At 59.6% G+C, this 16261-nt stretch carries 15 protein-coding genes; 9 read left to right on the top strand and 6 right to left on the bottom strand.

Annotation, left to right across the window (positions count from 1 at the left end; genetic code table 11):
* Positions 1-6 precede the first annotated feature (6 nt).
* On the bottom strand, positions 7-1458 hold the full coding sequence (eat, locus tag J0G10_RS27255; protein WP_095125501.1) for an ethanolamine permease: 1452 nt from the start codon (positions 1456-1458) through the stop codon (positions 7-9).
* A 179-nt stretch (positions 1459-1637) separates the two neighbouring features.
* A complete protein-coding gene (exaC, locus tag J0G10_RS27250) occupies positions 1638-3158 on the bottom strand; it encodes an acetaldehyde dehydrogenase ExaC (protein ID WP_095048794.1) in 1521 nt (506 codons plus the stop codon).
* A gap of 391 nt (positions 3159-3549) precedes the next feature.
* On the opposite strand from exaC, the gene J0G10_RS27245 reads away from it, so the two are divergent.
* The 4 genes from J0G10_RS27245 to J0G10_RS27230 all read left to right on the top strand — a co-directional run bounded on the left by J0G10_RS27245 (position 3550) and on the right by J0G10_RS27230 (position 8412).
* On the top strand, positions 3550-5463 hold the full coding sequence (locus tag J0G10_RS27245) for a sigma-54-dependent Fis family transcriptional regulator (protein ID WP_095125500.1): 1914 nt from the start codon (positions 3550-3552) through the stop codon (positions 5461-5463).
* A gap of 678 nt (positions 5464-6141) precedes the next feature.
* On the top strand, positions 6142-7491 hold the full coding sequence (gene mpl / locus J0G10_RS27240) for a UDP-N-acetylmuramate:L-alanyl-gamma-D-glutamyl-meso-diaminopimelate ligase (protein WP_220557049.1): 1350 nt from the start codon (positions 6142-6144) through the stop codon (positions 7489-7491).
* A complete protein-coding gene (gene ubiX, locus J0G10_RS27235) occupies positions 7488-8135 on the top strand; it encodes a flavin prenyltransferase UbiX (RefSeq protein ID WP_007909567.1) in 648 nt (215 codons plus the stop codon). Before mpl ends, ubiX begins: the two co-directional genes overlap by 4 nt.
* Entirely contained in the window at positions 8128-8412 is a 285-nt protein-coding gene (locus J0G10_RS27230) for a YceK/YidQ family lipoprotein (protein ID WP_095048791.1), read from the top strand. Before ubiX ends, J0G10_RS27230 begins: the two co-directional genes overlap by 8 nt.
* Before the next feature lie 51 nt (positions 8413-8463).
* Here the strand turns inward: J0G10_RS27230 and J0G10_RS27225 are convergent, their stop codons facing one another.
* From J0G10_RS27225 to J0G10_RS27215, 3 genes are all read right to left on the bottom strand, one after another.
* Positions 8464-9105, bottom strand: a complete 642-nt coding sequence (locus tag J0G10_RS27225) for an oxidoreductase (RefSeq protein ID WP_095048790.1) — start codon at positions 9103-9105, stop codon at positions 8464-8466.
* Positions 9106-9132: 27 nt separating this feature from the next.
* A complete protein-coding gene (locus J0G10_RS27220; protein ID WP_095125498.1) occupies positions 9133-10860 on the bottom strand; it encodes a C13 family peptidase in 1728 nt (575 codons plus the stop codon).
* Positions 10861-10972: 112 nt separating this feature from the next.
* Positions 10973-11428: a MaoC family dehydratase gene (locus tag J0G10_RS27215; RefSeq protein ID WP_007909575.1), complete on the bottom strand. Its 456-nt coding sequence runs from the start codon at positions 11426-11428 to the stop codon at positions 10973-10975.
* A 193-nt stretch (positions 11429-11621) separates the two neighbouring features.
* Between J0G10_RS27215 and J0G10_RS27210 the strand changes: the two genes are divergently transcribed.
* From J0G10_RS27210 to J0G10_RS27190, 5 genes are all read left to right on the top strand, one after another.
* Complete coding sequence (locus tag J0G10_RS27210; RefSeq protein WP_095048788.1) at positions 11622-11984, top strand: CidA/LrgA family protein; 363 nt, start codon at positions 11622-11624, stop codon at positions 11982-11984.
* Positions 11984-12700 (top strand): LrgB family protein, encoded by a 717-nt coding sequence (locus tag J0G10_RS27205; RefSeq protein ID WP_095048787.1) that lies wholly within the window; start codon positions 11984-11986, stop codon positions 12698-12700. Before J0G10_RS27210 ends, J0G10_RS27205 begins: the two co-directional genes overlap by 1 nt.
* Positions 12701-12710: 10 nt before the next feature.
* Positions 12711-13301, top strand: a complete 591-nt coding sequence (locus tag J0G10_RS27200) for an LON peptidase substrate-binding domain-containing protein (protein ID WP_095048786.1) — start codon at positions 12711-12713, stop codon at positions 13299-13301.
* A 114-nt stretch (positions 13302-13415) separates the two neighbouring features.
* On the top strand, positions 13416-13646 hold the full coding sequence (locus J0G10_RS27195) for a hypothetical protein (protein WP_095048785.1): 231 nt from the start codon (positions 13416-13418) through the stop codon (positions 13644-13646).
* A gap of 71 nt (positions 13647-13717) precedes the next feature.
* Positions 13718-14278, top strand: a complete 561-nt coding sequence (locus J0G10_RS27190; protein WP_095048784.1) for a hypothetical protein — start codon at positions 13718-13720, stop codon at positions 14276-14278.
* A gap of 59 nt (positions 14279-14337) precedes the next feature.
* Here J0G10_RS27190 and J0G10_RS27185 read toward each other — a convergent pair whose 3' ends face one another.
* Positions 14338-16065 carry a hypothetical protein gene (locus J0G10_RS27185; RefSeq protein WP_245398006.1) on the bottom strand — a complete coding sequence of 576 codons (1728 nt, stop codon included), beginning with the start codon at positions 16063-16065 and terminating at the stop codon, positions 14338-14340.
* Positions 16066-16261 lie beyond the last annotated feature (196 nt).

Below are 16261 nucleotides of genomic sequence, written 5' to 3'. Positions count from 1 at the left end.
CGGCACTCAGTGCAAGGCTTGCTCAGCCTTCTGGATCGCCGCGAATTCTTCTTCCGGCGTGCCTGCTACCAAGTGATGTCGACTGTAGAACGCAAAGTAAGCAATTAACACTCCATAGATGACGGCGGCACCGATTACCACCCGTGGATCGACCAGGAAACCCGCGACCACGGCGATGCACGCCAGCACCAAGGCCACGCCGGAGGTGAAGATGCCGCCCGGTGTGCGGTACGGCCGATCCATTTTGGGGCGGCGAATCCGCAAGGTGATGTGCGCGGCCATCATCAGCACGTAGGAAATGGTTGCGCCGAACACCGCCACCAGAATCAGCAGATCGCCCTGGCCGGTCAGCGACAGGCCGAAACCGATGATGCCGGGAATCACCAGCGCCAGGACCGGTGCCTTGCTTTTATTGGTTTCGGAAAGTTTGCGTGGCAGGTAGCCGGCCCGGGACAGCGCGAAAATTTGCCGCGAGTACGCGTAGATGATCGAGAAGAAACTCGCGATCAGTCCGGCCAGCCCCACGAGGTTGACGAAACTGCCCATCCAGGTCGAGCCGCCATAGGCTTTGCTCAACGCTTCGACCAACGGGTTACCGGAGGTCAGCAGCGAGTTGGCGCCCGCACCGCCGGGGCCAACGATCAGAATCAACAGGGCAAACATGAGCAGCACCAACATGGCGCCGATCAAGCCGCGCGGCAGATCACGTTTGGGGTTCTTGGTTTCCTCGGCAGCCAGCGGCACGCCTTCAACGGCAAGGAAGAACCAGATCGCATAGGGAATCGCCGCCCAGACGCCGACATAGCCGAATGGCAGAAACGGACTGGCACCCGCGGCGGCAGTCACAGGAATGTCGAGCAGGTTGGCGACGTCGAAGTGCGGCACCATGGCCACCAGAAACACCCCCAGTGCCAACGCGGCGACGGCGGTGATGACAAACATCAGCTTGAGCGCTTCGCCGACCCCGAATATGTGGATGGCAATGAAAATGATGTAGAAGGCCAGATAGATCATCCAGCCGCCGATGCCGAACAGCGATTCGCAGTAGGCTCCGATGAACACCGCGATAGCCGCAGGGGCAATGGCGTATTCGATGAGAATTGCGGTGCCGGTGAGAAACCCGCCCCACGGCCCGAATGCACTGCGGGCAAAACCGTAGCCACCGCCGGCGGTGGGGATCATCGAAGACAACTCGGCCAGAGAAAAGCACATGCACAGGTACATGGTGGCCATCAGCAGCGTCGCCAGGAACATGCCGCCCCAGCCACCCTGAGCGAGGCCGAAGTTCCAGCCGGCATAGTCACCGGAAATCACGTAGGCAACGCCCAGACCCACTAGCAGTACCCAGCCGGCGGCACCTTTTTTCAGTTCGCGTTGTTGAAAGTAATCCGATCCGACTTTTTCATAGTCGACAGAGGTGCCGGTCGCCGGAGCGCCAGCCGGGGATTCGCTAGGCATAGGTTTCACCGTTCTTATTGTTTTATTGGCCCGGCTTTTTTTGCCGGTGGGTAGCATGATCGTCCCCACGCTCTGCGTGGGGATGCCTCAACGGACGCTCTGCGTTCGGCTTTGGTGGGACGCGGAGCGTCCCGGGCGGCATTCCCACGCAGAGCGTGGGAACGATCAGTGCTGCAGGTTTAGAAGAAGCCCAACGGATTGATGTCGTAGCTCACCAGCAGGTTTTTGGTCTGCTGATAGTGATCGAGCATCATCTTGTGGGTTTCACGGCCGACGCCGGACTTCTTGTACCCGCCGAACGCGGCATGCGCCGGGTACAGGTGGTAGCAGTTGGTCCATACGCGACCGGCCTTGATCGCGCGGCCCATACGGTAGGCGCGGTTGATGTCGCGGGTCCACAGCCCGGCGCCGAGGCCGAACTCGGTGTCGTTGGCGATGGCCAGGGCTTCGGCTTCGTCCTTGAAGGTGGTGATGCTCACCACCGGGCCGAAGATTTCTTCCTGGAACACGCGCATTTTGTTGGTGCCCTTGAGCAGGGTCGGTTGGATGTAATAGCCGGTCGCGAGACTGCCCTCGAGTTTTTCCACCTTGCCGCCGGTCAGCAGCTCGGCACCTTCGCCCTTGGCGATTTCCAGGTACGAGAGGATCTTGTCGAATTGCTGCTCGGACGCCTGCGCGCCGACCATGGTGTCGGTGTCCAGCGGATCGCCACGTTTGATCTGGCTGACTTTCTTCATCACCGCTTGCATGAATTCGTCGTAGATCGACTCTTGCACGAGTGCGCGCGACGGGCAGGTGCACACTTCGCCTTGGTTGAAGAACGCCAGCACCAGACCTTCAGCGGCTTTTTCGATGAAGCTCGGTTCGGCCTGCATGATGTCTTCGAAGAAGATGTTCGGCGATTTGCCGCCCAGTTCCACGGTGGACGGAATGATGTTCTCGGCAGCGCACTTCATGATGTGCGAACCGACCGGGGTCGAGCCGGTGAACGCGATCTTGGCGATGCGTTTGCTGGTGGCCAGGGCTTCGCCGGCCTCTTTGCCGAACCCTTGCACCACGTTGAGCACGCCCGGCGGTAACAGATCGCCGATCAACTCCATTAGTACACAGATGCCCAGCGGGGTTTGCTCGGCCGGTTTCAGGACGACGCAGTTACCAGCGGCCAGCGCCGGGGCGAGTTTCCACGCGGCCATCAGCAGCGGGAAGTTCCACGGGATGATCTGGCCGACCACGCCCAGCGGTTCATGAATGTGATAAGCCACAGTGTTGCCGTCAATTTCGGCAGCGCTGCCTTCCTGGGCCCGCAGGCAACCGGCGAAGTAGCGGAAATGATCGGCGGCCAGCGGGATGTCGGCGTTGAGGGTTTCGCGGATGGCTTTGCCGTTGTCCCAGGTTTCGGTGATCGCCAGCAGTTCGAGGTTCTGTTCGATGCGGTCGGCGATTTTCAGCAGGATCAGCGAGCGCGCCTGCACGGAGGTCGCGCCCCACGCGTCGGCAGCGGCGTGGGCGGCGTCCAGTGCCTTGTCGATGTCTTCGGCAGTGGAGCGCGGGAATTCGGCAATCGGTTGGCCATTCACTGGCGAAGTGTTGGTGAAGTACTGACCTTTGACAGGCGCGACGAACTCGCCGCCGATGTAGTTACCGTACTTGCTCTTGAACGAGACTTTGGCGCCTTCAGTACCGGGGTGAGCGTAACGCATGATGATGTTCTCCTTGGCTTTGTACTTATTAGAGAAACGCGCAAGTGCGCTTGCTATAAGCGTAGAGCAAAGGTCGGGCCACCGCCGTGCAGGGCCGGTAAATCAAGGGCTTGGCCGGTTTTTGTCGGACGGGTGGATGGCGCCTGTGACGGTTTCGGTACAGATGGGGTGACAGTTTGTATCGCTTTTGGCACAGCCAGTGACTGGGCAGTCTTGCCAGCATTGCAATACACATTTACCTGGAGGATCCTCAGCCAACAGCAACCCTGTAGGAGCTGCCGGAGGCTGCGATCTTTTGATCTTGATCTTCAAAAGGCAAGATCAAAAGATCGCAGCCTCCGGCAGCTCCTACACGACGTTTGCGTCGACCTTTCGGGGAGAACAATAAGAAATGCACGACAATCATTTGAGTCGCCATGCCCAACAGGTTCTCACCGTTACCCAGGGCAAACCGCACCTGCACGGGCCCGGTGCCGATCCGTCGATTGCCCGTTCATGGCTGCGCTGTCTTGAGGACTATCACCTCGACCCGGCGCTGAGCATGGCGCCGACCGTGCTTGAACACGGGCGCGTACTGGAAAGCCGCGAACGCCTGCAACAAGTGCTGCAGATCGCCGGCAATGAAATGAGCAGCCTGCATCAACAACTCTCCGGCGCTGGCCATGCGGTGCTGCTGACCGACGCGCGCGGGGTGATCCTCAACTGCGTCACCGCGCCGGCCGAACGTAAAATTTTCGAGCGTGCCGGCCTCTGGCTGGGCGCCGACTGGAGTGAAGCCTGCGAAGGCACCAACGGCATCGGCACCTGCCTGGTCGAGCGTCAGGCCCTGACCATCCATCAGGACGAACACTTTCGCGGCCGTCACACCGGCCTGACCTGTTCGGCGAGCCCGGTGTTCGACCCGCATGGAGAACTGCTCGCGGTGCTCGACGTGTCTTCGGCGCGCCACGATGTCTCGCGGCAAAGCCAGTTCCACACCATGGCGCTGGTCAATCTGTCGGCGAAGATGATCGAGAGTTGCTACTTCCTGCGCTGTTTCGATAACCAATGGTTGTTGCGTTTTCATTTGCAGGCCGAATCGGTCGGGCTGTTCAGCGAAGGCTTGTTGGCGTTTGACGGCGAAGGGCGGATCAGTGCAGTCAACCAGAGCGCGTTGAACTTGCTCGGGCATATTCGCGGCGGCTTGCTGGGTAAACCGGTCGAGGCGTTTTTCGATTGTTCACTGAATGAGTTGCTTGGCCGCGCGAGTGCCCATGCCAGCGCCAGTTGGCCTCTGCGCACTCGTGACGGCCGACATCTGTTTGCCGTACTGCGCGGCGAATCGCGCAAGCCCTTGCCGATCGTGCCGTCCACGGTTGTGGCCGAGGCCCCGCGTCTGTCGGGTATCTGTCTCGGTGATGAAGCGTTGCAGGCTGACTTCCGAAAAGCCTTGCGCGTCTTCGAGCGCGACGTACCTCTTTTGATCAACGGCGAAACCGGCTCCGGCAAAGAAGCCTTCGCCAAGGCCGTGCATCAGGCCAGTCAACGCTCGAGCAAAGCTTTCGTTGCCCTTAATTGTGCGGCCATCCCCGAGAGCCTGATCGAGAGCGAACTGTTCGGCTATCGCGGCGGCAGCTTCACCGGTGCGCGCAAGGACGGTATGCGTGGCAAGTTGCAGCAGGCCGATGGCGGCACGTTATTCCTCGATGAAATCGGCGATATGCCACTGGCCTTGCAGACTCGGTTGTTGCGGGTGCTGGAGGATCGGCAGGTGGTGCCGATTGGCGGCGAGCCGGAAGCGGTCAACGTGCGTATCATCAGCGCTACCCACCGCAATCTGCTGGATCGGGTTGCGGACGGCAGCTTCCGCGAGGATTTGTATTATCGACTCAACGGCCTGGAAGTGGCGTTGCCGGCTTTGCGCGAGCGCAGTGATAAATCGCAGTTGCTGGATTTTCTGCTGGCCGAGGAGGCGGGCGGTGAAACGATAGTCATCGAGGAACCGGCGCGTCAGGCTTTGCTTGCATTTAATTGGCCGGGCAATGTGCGGCAGTTGCGCAATGTGCTGCGCACGTTGGCGGCGTTGTGTGATGAAGGGCGGGTCGGGGTTGAGGATTTGCCGGTGATGATTCGGCAGGGGAGTCCGGCAGTATTAGCGGTTAAGGAGTCCGATCATCCGCTGGAAGACGCCGAACGGTTGGCTCTGCTCAATACGCTGGAGCAAACCCGCTGGCACATGACCCAAACGGCGCAGCAACTGGGTGTCAGCCGCAACACTCTTTACAGGAAGCTGCGTAAGCATGGGATTGAGCGGCGAGTCAGTTAGAAGGCCCTCACCCTAGCCCTCTCCCAGAGGGAGAGGGGACTGACCGAGTCGGTCTACTGATCTACGCCGACCTGAAATATCGAGCCGGACTCAGGATTTGAAAGCAACCGAGGTCGGCTCCCTGTCCCAGAGGGAGAGGGGACTGACTGAGTCGTTCTGGCGATTTAAGCCGACCTGAAATATGGAGTCGGACTCAGGATTTGAAAGCAACCGAGGTCGGCTCCCTGTCCCAGAGGGAGAGGGGACTGACTGAGTCGTTCTGGCGATTTAAGCCGACCTGAAATATCGAGCCGGACTCAGGATTTGAAAGCAACCGAGGTCGGCTCCCTGTCCCAGAGGGAGAGGGGACTGACTGAGTCGTTCTGGCGATTTACACCGACCTGAAATATTGAGCCGAACTCAGGATTTGCAGGCAACCAAGATCGGCTCCCTCTCCTTAGGGGAAAGGGGACTGATCGAGGTGTTCTGGCGATTTACACCGACCTGAAATATTGAGCCGAACTCAGGATTTGAAAGCGACCGAGATCGGCTCCCTCTCCCTCGGGAGAGGGCTGGGGTGAGGGGCGACAATTAGCAGCCGAACCGAGATGCTGAGGTCAACCAGTCCTGCCCCTCACCTAAAGAGTGCGATTTCCCCCTCCCTACGCTAACCTGCGGCCATGTTTTACGAGGTCGACTATGCACATTCATATTCTGGGTATCTGCGGGACTTTCATGGGCTCAATGGCAGTCTTGGCCAAAGAGCTGGGCCACCACGTGACCGGTTCCGACGCCAACGTCTATCCACCGATGAGCACACAGCTGGAAGCCCAGGGCATTCAACTGACGCAGGGCTACGACCCGGCGCAACTTGATCCGGCACCGGATCTGGTGGTGATCGGCAACGCCATGTCCCGCGGCAACCCGGCGGTGGAATATGTGCTGAATAAAGGCCTGCCTTACGTGTCCGGCCCGCAATGGCTGGCTGACCATGTGCTGCAAGGTCGCTGGGTATTGGCGGTTGCCGGTACGCATGGCAAGACCACCACCAGCAGCATGCTCGCCTGGGTCCTGGAACACGCCGGCATGAGCCCGGGCTTCCTGATCGGTGGCGTGCCGCAGAACTTCTCGGTGTCGGCGCGTTTAGGCGGTACGCCGTTTTTCGTGATCGAGGCCGACGAGTACGACAGCGCCTTCTTCGACAAGCGCTCGAAATTCGTCCACTACCGTCCGCGCACAGCGATCCTCAATAACCTTGAGTTCGATCACGCTGACATCTTCCCGGATCTGCCGGCGATCGAGCGGCAATTCCACCACTTGGTGCGGACCATCCCAAGCGAAGGTCTGGTCATCCATCCGACCACCGAGCCAGCCTTGCAACGTGTGATCGAAATGGGCTGCTGGACCCCGGTGCAGACCACCGGTGCCGGCGGCCAATGGCAGGTCAAACTGCTGAGCGAAGACGGCTCGACGTTCGAAGTGATGTTCGAAGGCGTGTCGCAAGGCACCGTCGAATGGGAGCTGACCGGTCAGCACAACGTCGCCAACGCCTTGGCTGCTTTGGCGGCTGCGCGTCATGTGGGCGTGGTGCCGTCGATGGGCATCGCTGGCCTGAGTGCGTTCAAGAACGTCAAACGCCGCATGGAGAAAGTCGCTGAAGTACGCGGCATTACCATCTATGACGACTTCGCCCACCACCCGACTGCCATTGCCACCACCCTCGATGGCTTGCGCAAGCGCATCGGCGACGCGCCTCTTATCGCGATCATCGAACCGCGCTCCAACTCGATGAAACTCGGCGCGCACCGTGACGGTTTGCCGGACAGCGTGGTCGATGCCGATCAGGTGATCTGGTACGCCCCGGCTAACCTCGGCTGGGACCTGGCCGGCACTGCCGCGTTGTGCACGGTGCCATCGATTGTCAGCGATTCGCTGGAAGGCATCATCGAGCGCGTGAAGAGCCAGGCGCAGCCGGGCACGCATGTGGTGATCATGAGTAACGGCGGCTTCGGCGGCCTGCACGGCAAACTCGCCGAGGCGCTGCAATGAACACTCGTTTTGAGAGCAATGGCCCCGAACGCATCACGCTGGCGATGACCGGCGCGTCTGGCGCGCAATACGGCTTGCGCCTGCTCGATTGCCTGGTGCGGGAAGATCGTGAGGTGCACTTCCTGATCTCCAAGGCTGCGCAACTGGTGATGGCCACCGAGACCGATGTGACGTTGCCGCCCAAGCCGCAGATGATGCAGGCCTTCCTGACCGAATACACCGGGGCTGCCGCCGGGCAGATCCGCGTGTACGGCAAGGAAGACTGGATGTCGCCGGTAGCTTCGGGCTCCGGCGCACCGGCAGCGATGGTTGTGGTGCCATGTTCCACCGGGACGTTGTCGGCGATTGCCACCGGCGCCTGCAACAACCTGATCGAACGCGCCGCCGACGTCACTTTGAAAGAGCGTCGCCAATTGATTCTGGTGCCGCGCGAAGCGCCCTATTCGAGTATTCATCTGGAGCACATGCTCAAGCTGTCGAACATGGGTGTGACAATTCTGCCGGCCTCACCGGGTTTCTATCATCAGCCGCAGACCATTGATGACCTGATCGATTTCGTTGTGGCGCGGATTCTCAATCTGCTCGGCATTCCCCAGGACATGCTGCCACGTTGGGGTGAGCATCATCTGAGCAGCGATGAATAAGCTGCTCGCGATCGGCCTGGTGTTGTTGCTGACCGGGTGTGCGACGGCGCGCACGCTGGATGCAGCGAAACCGGGGGCGCCGGTGGTGTACTCCGGGACGCGGCTGGATTTGTATGCGCTGAATGGCGGGTGCTGCGCGATGGACCGGTTCGGGGCTGAGGCGCCGAGTTATCCGGGGGTGGATCTGCCGGCGAGTGCGCTGCTTGATACGCTGTTGTTGCCGCTGTCACTGCTCACGGTGATAGGCGTGAGTTTTCAGGCAACGGGCGGATTGTAGTTAGACAGATCGTTCCCACGCAGAGCGTGGGAACGATCATGCGGCGGAAGATTATTTGCCCAGCTTGCGCAGCTCATCCGACTCGATCACCCGCACCCCATCTTGCTCTTCCAGCGCCAACCGCCACATCGCTCGCGCCAATTGGCACGCTTCGATGCCCCGGTATTTACCCGGAATCAGCTTTGACAACGGCGCGGCCAGTTGCTCGGCCAGACGTGGTTCGGTCCGTTCACCCAACAACAGTGAAGGCCGGCAAATGGTCAATTGCGGCCAGTCCTGTGCACGCAAGGCCTGCTCCATTTCGCCTTTGACCCGATTGTAGAAAACCGACGACTTCGGATCGGCGCCTATCGCACTGATCACGATCAGATGCCGCGCGCCCATCTCCCGCGCGCGTTTGGCGAACGCCACCACCATGTCCAGATCCACCGCGCGAAACGCCGCTTCAGAGCCGGCCTGTTTGATGGTGGTGCCGAGGCAGCAATAGGCGATGTCGACGCGGCCACTGAGTTGCGGCAGAAACGCCTGCGGATCGCCCACCGGGTTTTCAAGATGCGGATGTTCGGCCAAGGGGCGACGGGAAGGGGCGAGCACGCGAGAAATCGTCGGCTCGTTGAGCAAACGGTCGAGTAGATGTTCACCGGTCAAACCGGTGGCTCCGGCAAGCAATACGTGCTGAGGCGTCAAGTACATAGTGTCTCTCCCTTGATACTGTTCAGCTTAGTTGCTCTTTATCGCTCCGTCGTTCAATGCAGCACTTTGCAAAGCTTTTCTGGCTTGCTGTTTGCGCAACAGTTGCCAGTGCGACAACACGGTTTTCGGCGCCCAGATCTGCGGCTCCGAGGCTTCGAAATTGTCCGCCAGTTCCCGTTCGGCGACGGTGGCCTTGGCCAGTTTGAAGGCTTGCTCCAGATCATCGGTCTGGTTCAGCGCCTGGGCGAACAGGGCGTCGCCGAAATAGGTGAAGTTGGCTTCTTCCGAACAGCCGAAGGACACCCGATCGGCGCGCGAGGCGGTCATGATCAGCGTGCGTTCGTCTTTCAGCGCCGGGATAAAGCCGCCGGAGTAGCACGACGAAATCACGATGATTTTGTCGCGGTTTTTCAGCGGTGCCAGTACAGCGGCGAGTTCATCGGCGGGCAGGTCGGCCAGTTCCATACGCGGCTGGTCGAGCACCAGCTCATGTTCGGCGGTGCCGTGACTGGTCAGGTAGATGAACAGCAGGTCTTCCGGGCCGCTGCGTTCGGCCAGCGTTTGCGCGGCACGACGCAGGTTCTCGCGGGTGGCCATCGGCCGGTCGCCGAGGTGGTCACGGTGGTTGACCAGGCGGACCTGGCCATAAGCGCCAAAGCGCGTGTTGAGCATGTTAGCGACGTAGTCGGATTCGCGCAGGAACACGCTTTGTTTGCCGTCGCCGCCGAGGGTCAACGTGTATAACTCGACCGCCGGGGTCGACGCGGGAATGGCGGCCAACGCGTCATCAAGCAGGCGGCCCTGAGCGAGCAAGCCGAGTTCGAGCGTATCGGGCAATAACTTGCCGTCGGCGTCGCGCACGCGCTGCCCATTGACCCAGGTGCCGCTCATCACGCTGCCATCGGTGAGCACCAGGGTGCCGCGTCCGGAGTAGCTGTCGTTGTCGAAGCCGCCGATGTAAAAGCTGCCATCGGACAGGTTCAAACGGCCCTGACCGCTGAAGCGCCAGTCGCTGAACGTGCCGATGTAATGGCTACCGTCGGCGCCGATCAGTTCGCCCTTGCCGGTCAGCGCGCCTTCCTTGAACTGGCCGAGCCAGACATCGCCGTCGGCGTTTTCGTAGCGACCTTTGCCGTGCAGTTGATTGTTCTTGAAGCCGCCGACGTAGATATCGCCGTCCGCGCTGTTGAAGGTGCCTTTGCCTTCCAGCTGACCGTTGACGAAATGCCCGCTGAACGAGTTACCGCTGGCATCGCCGCGTTGGCCTTCGCCGTTGGGCTTGCCGTGGGCGAACTGGCCTTGATAGGAGCTGCCGTCGTCCATTTCCAGACGGCCGAGCCCGGAGTATTGGTCAGCCTTGAACTCGCCACGGTAGGTCATGGCGTTTTCTTTCAGGGTGCCTTCGCCTTCGCGGCGTCCCTGTTTGAAGCCGCCGGTGTAACTACTGGCGTTGGTGGTCAGGCTGCCTTGGCCGTCGAACAGGCCTTGCTGAAACTGTCCGCGATAGACCTCGCCGTTGCTGCCATGCCATTCGCCCTGACCATGCCACTGACCCTTATCGAACTGCCCGGCATACCAGCTGCCGTTGGGGTAGTCGACGCGGCCCTGACCTTGCAGCAAGCCATCGACCAGTTCACCACGATAGCGTCCACCGTCGGGCAGGCGCGCATCCGGGGGCAGCAGCGATTCGCCGTCGCCGCACGCGGTGAGCATCAGGGTCAAGGCAAGGGGTGCAAGACGAGCGAGTGAGCGCATAGCGGGATCCGGGCAATTAGGCGACCGAGTATGCCGCAGCTATGTGACCTAATGCAGCCGGTAAAAACAGTGTTGACGCGAAACAGCGTGCGCTGCTTCGCATCCAGAACCATCAGACGAAGCAGAGCGACAGTGGCTCGGCGATATAGGCCGGTTTGTCCGAGCCTTCTATCTCCAGTGTCGCGGTGGCTTTGAGCAGCCACTGGCCCGGTTTTTTCTCGGTCACTTCGCCCAGATCGACCTTGAGGCGGACCTTGGAATTGACCTTCACTGGCTGGATGAAACGCACGCTGTCCAGGCCGTAATTGACCACCATCTTCACGCCTTGCGGCAGGATCAGGATGTCTTCCATCAATTTCGGGATCAGCGACAACGACAGGAAACCGTGGGCAATGGTGCTGCCAAATGGCGTTTGCGCGGCTTTGACCGGGTCGACGTGAATGAACTGATAATCACCGGTGGCTTCGGCGAACAGGTTGATGCGTTCCTGATCGATGGTGAGCCATTCGGAACGTCCGAGTTCCTTGCCGACATAATCTTTGAGCTCTGCAACGGGAACATAGGGCATTGAGACTCTCCTTGGGTTCATCGGTTTTATAGTTTTTCAGGTGGGGGATTTGACCGCCCTGCGAACCACTGTAGATCATCATGGCGATTTGCTCCGGTCAACCGACCATGCTTTTGGCGAATGCCGATCCATAGCGCAGGCGTGCTTATAATGCCGAGCCCCTGCTGGGTGAAAAGTAAGACGGAGATGTCGGATGTTGCTACGTGGCCTGACCCTGCTGGTGCTGTTCCAATTGCTCGGCACGGCGCTCAATCATTTGCTCTTGCCAGTGCTGCCGGGGCCGATCATCGGTCTGCTGCTGTTGCTGGTCTTCCTGATCGTTCGCGGTGAAGTGGGTGAGCCGCTGAACCTCGCGGCTGGCAGCCTGCTGCGCTATCTGCCATTGCTGCTGGTGCCCCCGGCCGTGGGCGTGATGGTTTATGCGAGCGACATTGCTGCGGATTTCTGGGCGATTGTCGGTGCGTTGGTGCTGTCGTTGATCCTGTCGATGGCCTTCACCGGGGTGCTGATGCAACGCCTGGTCAAACGGCATGCCCGCACATCGGAGGAGTCCTGATGCTCTTTGACTGGCAGGGCGCCTGGGCCTCCGTTATCCATCATCCGCTGTTCGGCATCGGCATCACCCTCGGCGCCTATCAACTGGTGCTGGCGGCGTTCGAGAAAACCCGCTGGATCTTTCTGCAACCGGTGCTGGTCTCCATGCTGTTGGTGATCGGTGTGCTGGTCGGCTGTGGCCTGACCTATGCCGAATATCGCAAGAGCACCGAGATCCTCAGCATTCTGCTCGGCCCTGCGACCGTGGCACTGGCGGTGCCGCTGTATCTCAACCTGCGGCGTATTCGCCAATTGTTCTGGCCGATTTTTACTACGCTGGTGATAGGCGGCGTAGTCGCCACCGGCATGGGGGTGGCGCTGGGCTGGTGGTTCGGTGCCGAGCACATGATTCTGATGACCATGGCGCCGAAGTCGGTGACCTCGCCGATCGCAATGCTGGTGGCTGAGCAGATTGGTGGCGTTGCGGCGCTGGCGGCGGTATTCGTGTTGATCACCGGGGTGATCGGTGCGATCTTCGGCCCGGCGCTACTGACTCGCCTCGGCGTGCACAGTCCCGAGGCGCGTGGCATGGCGCTGGGCATGACCGCGCATGCGGTCGGCACGTCGGTGGCGTTGCAGGAAAGTGATGAGTGCGGCGCGTTTGCGGCGCTGGCGATGAGTCTGATGGGCGTGGCCACGGCAGTCTTCCTGCCGCTGGCGGTGTCGATGGTGGTGTAAGGAAATATCTATGAGTCTGCCGCTTTTCCCGCTGAACACCGTGTTGTTTCCCGGCTGCAACCTCGATTTGCAGATCTTCGAGGCGCGCTATCTCGACATGATCGGCCGCTGCATGAAGCAGGGTGGCGGTTTCGGTGTGGTGTGCATCCTTGATGGCCACGAAGTCGGCGTCGCGCCAGAAGGTTTTGCTCGGGTCGGCTGCGAAGCGCGCATCACCGACTTTCAGCAGCAGGACAACGGCTTGCTCGGCATTCGTGTGCAGGGCGGGCGGCGGTTCACGGTGTTGAGTACCGAGGTGCAGCGCGATCAGTTGATCCTCGCCGATGTCGACTGGCTGGATGACGAACCCGAGCAACCGTTACAGGATGAGGATGCTGATCTGGTGGCGCTGCTCAAGGCACTGGCCGAGCACCCGATGGTGGAAGCGCTGGACATGGGCACTGAAGCGCTGGGTCAGCAATCGCTGGCCAATCAGTTGGCCTATCTGCTGCCCTTCGCCGAAGAAGACAAGATCGATCTGTTACAACTCGATGATCCCCAGCAGCGGCTGGATGCAATCCAGGCGCTGCTCGACGAACTACAAGGTGAGTTGTTCGCCTAGTTGCACTTTGAATTAACTGATGGCGCCTGCCAGCATTGTTTTGCTTTTGTCTTTGTCTTAATTTCAAGTTGTCCGCAGGAAGCGGATAACTTGAATAAAAATAAGGATGAGAGCATGACTGTCTATGAAGATGAATGGGCGTTTTGGGATGATATTGCTGGCAAGTATATTTTGAAACATGCCGGGGCGGATCATAACGTTAGCCACGTAATTGAGGCGGCATCCACTTATGCGGACCGGATGGTAATAGCCCGGCGTAAACGAAAATCTGAAAAAGTCCCTGGCGGCGAAGTGCCACGGATGTCGGCGTCCGCCACCGCCGTAGTGACTGCGACTGCGGTTTGATTATTTACTTTTTCAGCATTGCCTGTCGTCGTGGCTAATTGACGGCGGGGTGTTTACAGGTGGGCAATCCCATGGCTTTAGCAAAAACAAACAACCAGACATTCACTGCGCATCTTTATCTTGATGGCCGGCCAGTGGTACTTAATCAACTACGTTTGCAACAGGCTTTGCGTGACCTTCGCATAACCAAGGCAGAAAAACTGGATGCCGAAGTGGGGTTGGCGGATTCGCGCGTGTCCAGCTTCATAACGCTGGCTGACCATGATGACGACACTCCACTGTTGTTGAAGTTCGTCCCAAAGGGTGACGAATATGCCATCAGCCTTGTGCTCGCGGGAACATTCGATGGTGCGCGGTTATTCATAGAGGACAAGACTCATAATCTGTTGGCCAGTATCCGTGCGCCAGAGCAATACTTTTCAATCAGCAAGTCTGGTGCTTCAAAGGCCTCCTTCAGTCATATCGAGTCCGGCCCTGCCTATCTAGAGTTGATCCACGAACCTGATGACAAGCCCTTGTATCGCCATATAAGCAGCGGAATGAGCACATTCCTCGACGTCGATCCTAACAGGACGGGGCATAACGCCTTCAATCACAAACCGGCAATATTTGTGATCAAGGTTATCAAATAGAGCCCAGCCGCTACTCCATAAAAAGGCGCCATTCATGTCTGGGTGAATGGCGCCTTTTTTCAGGTTCGGTAATGCTCGGGCACAGGCCAGACGATGTCGTCGGCGAACGTCTTGTCGCCTTTGGGCAGATCCAGTATCACGCCGCCAGAACCGGCGATTTCATCGATAAGGCTGTCATAGGCGTTGGCGCCAAAATACCCGGCAGCTCGACTGTCGGTTCCCGCCCAGGTGGCCTGCTCGATGGCCACGACCCGGTCACCCGCCTGTGTCAGCACATCCTTGACCCGGGCGGCTTGCGTCAGGTCGGAACGCACCAGCCAGATCCGCTCGGCACTGATGCCGCGTGTGGGCGTGGAGATATGCCCTTCCAGGTCGTCGAAGAGGAATGTGCCGTTAGCGGGGTTGAATGCCTTGTTTTCTGCCCCCGGCACCACTTCCAGGCCTCGGGTATCAATGGCGTAGACGAATGACGTGGTTTGCTGGCGGCGCGTGGATACATAATCTTTCGAATCATCGAAAACGAACGAGCTGTCAGAGTCGGTCTCGTCGCCGGTTCGTTTACCCTCCGACACCGAACTGCTGCCCGAGTCGGAGGATTCGCCGGTTCGTGTTTTCGAGCTTTGAGGATTCACCCCGGGAAAACGATTGGCCTGCGAGTTGTAATGCAACTCGTGATAGAAGCCGCCCTTGGTCGCCGCGTAAGCGGTGGCGTCATGCAGTCCGAACGTTGCACTCAATGCGCGCTTGTTCGTGGTGCCCTTGGGATTGCCTTTACGGTGCATCATTCGATCATCCCGCGCCAACTCGAAGGGTAATCGGGTTTCGCCGCGGAACATTGCCGGAATGTCGGTGCGATACAACATGCCGTGGCGGGTTCGCTGGTAGCCGAGGTGGGTCGCGTAATCGGCCAAAAAGGCGTCGCTGTAGCGGGTGGCGGGCCAATGGTGGGCGAGGGCCAGCCCTTGACTCCGTAATTCCTCAACGTAGTTTTCCAGCTCTTCGCCGATCAGCTTGAAGCGCTGCTCATTGGTCGCATCGAGCGTCAGGCGTTTGTGCTGTTCAGCCCATTGCGGTATCTGGCCGTCGCCCGACTCTGTGCGCAGCCGACACAGTTGCTCCTGGGTCAGGTTATAGCTGCGCTGCAATTGCAGGCGCTGGGCAAGGGTCATGTGTGGATGCAGCCACTTCAAAGAATCAGCGACAAACAGATGGTCTTCGGTGTTCTGCGCGCGAAGTGCCCAGCCCGGCGCCTTGCCGGTCGCTTGTGCTTCTGCGCGGAAGGCGGCAATCCCGGTGTCATCCAGAATGTACATGCGCTGGATGTCCTGATCCGACCATTGCGCAAGTGGCGCATCGGCCATCCTGTTGCGTTTTGCCTGCGCAGGATCGATGGCAATCCAGTGATGCTCCGGATCCTTGATGGCATAGCCGAGGATGGCGTCATCGCCGCTCGTACCGAGAGCGCGAAAGGTGTAGTAACCGTCAGCATTCGGTGTTGCGGAAAACGCGTAGTCATCAACGTTGAGGAGGGTGAGGTGCCGATCCAGGCTCCACAGATGGCCTTGCGTGGTCCGGTAAATGGGTGGGCCTGGTGCCAGGCGCCAGGAGGACATTGCCCGATAGGCCCTGAGGTCGGCATCGTATTGAACACAAACGTGGTGTCGGCCTTCTGAGCCTGGCAGTCGCACGTCCACCCAGTCCTTGGCGAGATAACGCCGGATGCCGGATTCATTCGGCCCTGGCAGATCGCCGAAATACGGATGGGCGAAATCTTCCAGCGACGTCATCGAAAAGTCTGGCCTGTCTGTGGCGGATCTCGATGTGACGCTCACTTGGATGGGGGAGGTTTTTGCTTGGGAGGTCCCGGGTTCCTCCAGACGAGGTCGTTTGGGTGAGGAGGGCGCCTCGACGGGTATAGGCCCCGGAATGTTTTCAGGGTTTGCAAATATCGCTCTGCTCGGCGAATGATCTGCGGAGGCCAGT

Source organism: Pseudomonas germanica, from assembly GCF_019614655.1.
GTDB lineage: Bacteria > Pseudomonadota > Gammaproteobacteria > Pseudomonadales > Pseudomonadaceae > Aquipseudomonas > Aquipseudomonas neuropathica.
This window is presented reverse-complemented; position numbering and strand designations above follow the sequence as displayed.

Excerpts from the sequence above, each read along its gene's own strand:
- J0G10_RS27185 (WP_245398006.1), bottom strand. The coding sequence starts at position 16,065 with ATGACGTCGCTGGAAGATTTCGCCCATCCGTATTTCGGCGATCTGCCA.
- J0G10_RS27245 (WP_095125500.1), top strand. The coding sequence starts at position 3,550 with ATGCACGACAATCATTTGAGTCGCCATGCCCAACAGGTTCTCACCGTT.
- exaC (WP_095048794.1), bottom strand. The coding sequence starts at position 3,158 with ATGCGTTACGCTCACCCCGGTACTGAAGGCGCCAAAGTCTCGTTCAAG.
- J0G10_RS27215 (WP_007909575.1), bottom strand. The coding sequence starts at position 11,428 with ATGCCCTATGTTCCCGTTGCAGAGCTCAAAGATTATGTCGGCAAGGAA.
- eat (WP_095125501.1), bottom strand. The coding sequence starts at position 1,458 with ATGCCTAGCGAATCCCCGGCTGGCGCTCCGGCGACCGGCACCTCTGTC.
- J0G10_RS27205 (WP_095048787.1), top strand. The coding sequence starts at position 11,984 with ATGCTCTTTGACTGGCAGGGCGCCTGGGCCTCCGTTATCCATCATCCG.
- J0G10_RS27200 (WP_095048786.1), top strand. The coding sequence starts at position 12,711 with ATGAGTCTGCCGCTTTTCCCGCTGAACACCGTGTTGTTTCCCGGCTGC.
- J0G10_RS27190 (WP_095048784.1), top strand. The coding sequence starts at position 13,718 with ATGGCTTTAGCAAAAACAAACAACCAGACATTCACTGCGCATCTTTAT.
- J0G10_RS27230 (WP_095048791.1), top strand. The coding sequence starts at position 8,128 with ATGAATAAGCTGCTCGCGATCGGCCTGGTGTTGTTGCTGACCGGGTGT.
- mpl (WP_220557049.1), top strand. The coding sequence starts at position 6,142 with ATGCACATTCATATTCTGGGTATCTGCGGGACTTTCATGGGCTCAATG.
- J0G10_RS27220 (WP_095125498.1), bottom strand. The coding sequence starts at position 10,860 with ATGCGCTCACTCGCTCGTCTTGCACCCCTTGCCTTGACCCTGATGCTC.
- ubiX (WP_007909567.1), top strand. The coding sequence starts at position 7,488 with ATGAACACTCGTTTTGAGAGCAATGGCCCCGAACGCATCACGCTGGCG.
- J0G10_RS27210 (WP_095048788.1), top strand. The coding sequence starts at position 11,622 with ATGTTGCTACGTGGCCTGACCCTGCTGGTGCTGTTCCAATTGCTCGGC.
- J0G10_RS27195 (WP_095048785.1), top strand. The coding sequence starts at position 13,416 with ATGACTGTCTATGAAGATGAATGGGCGTTTTGGGATGATATTGCTGGC.
- J0G10_RS27225 (WP_095048790.1), bottom strand. The coding sequence starts at position 9,105 with ATGTACTTGACGCCTCAGCACGTATTGCTTGCCGGAGCCACCGGTTTG.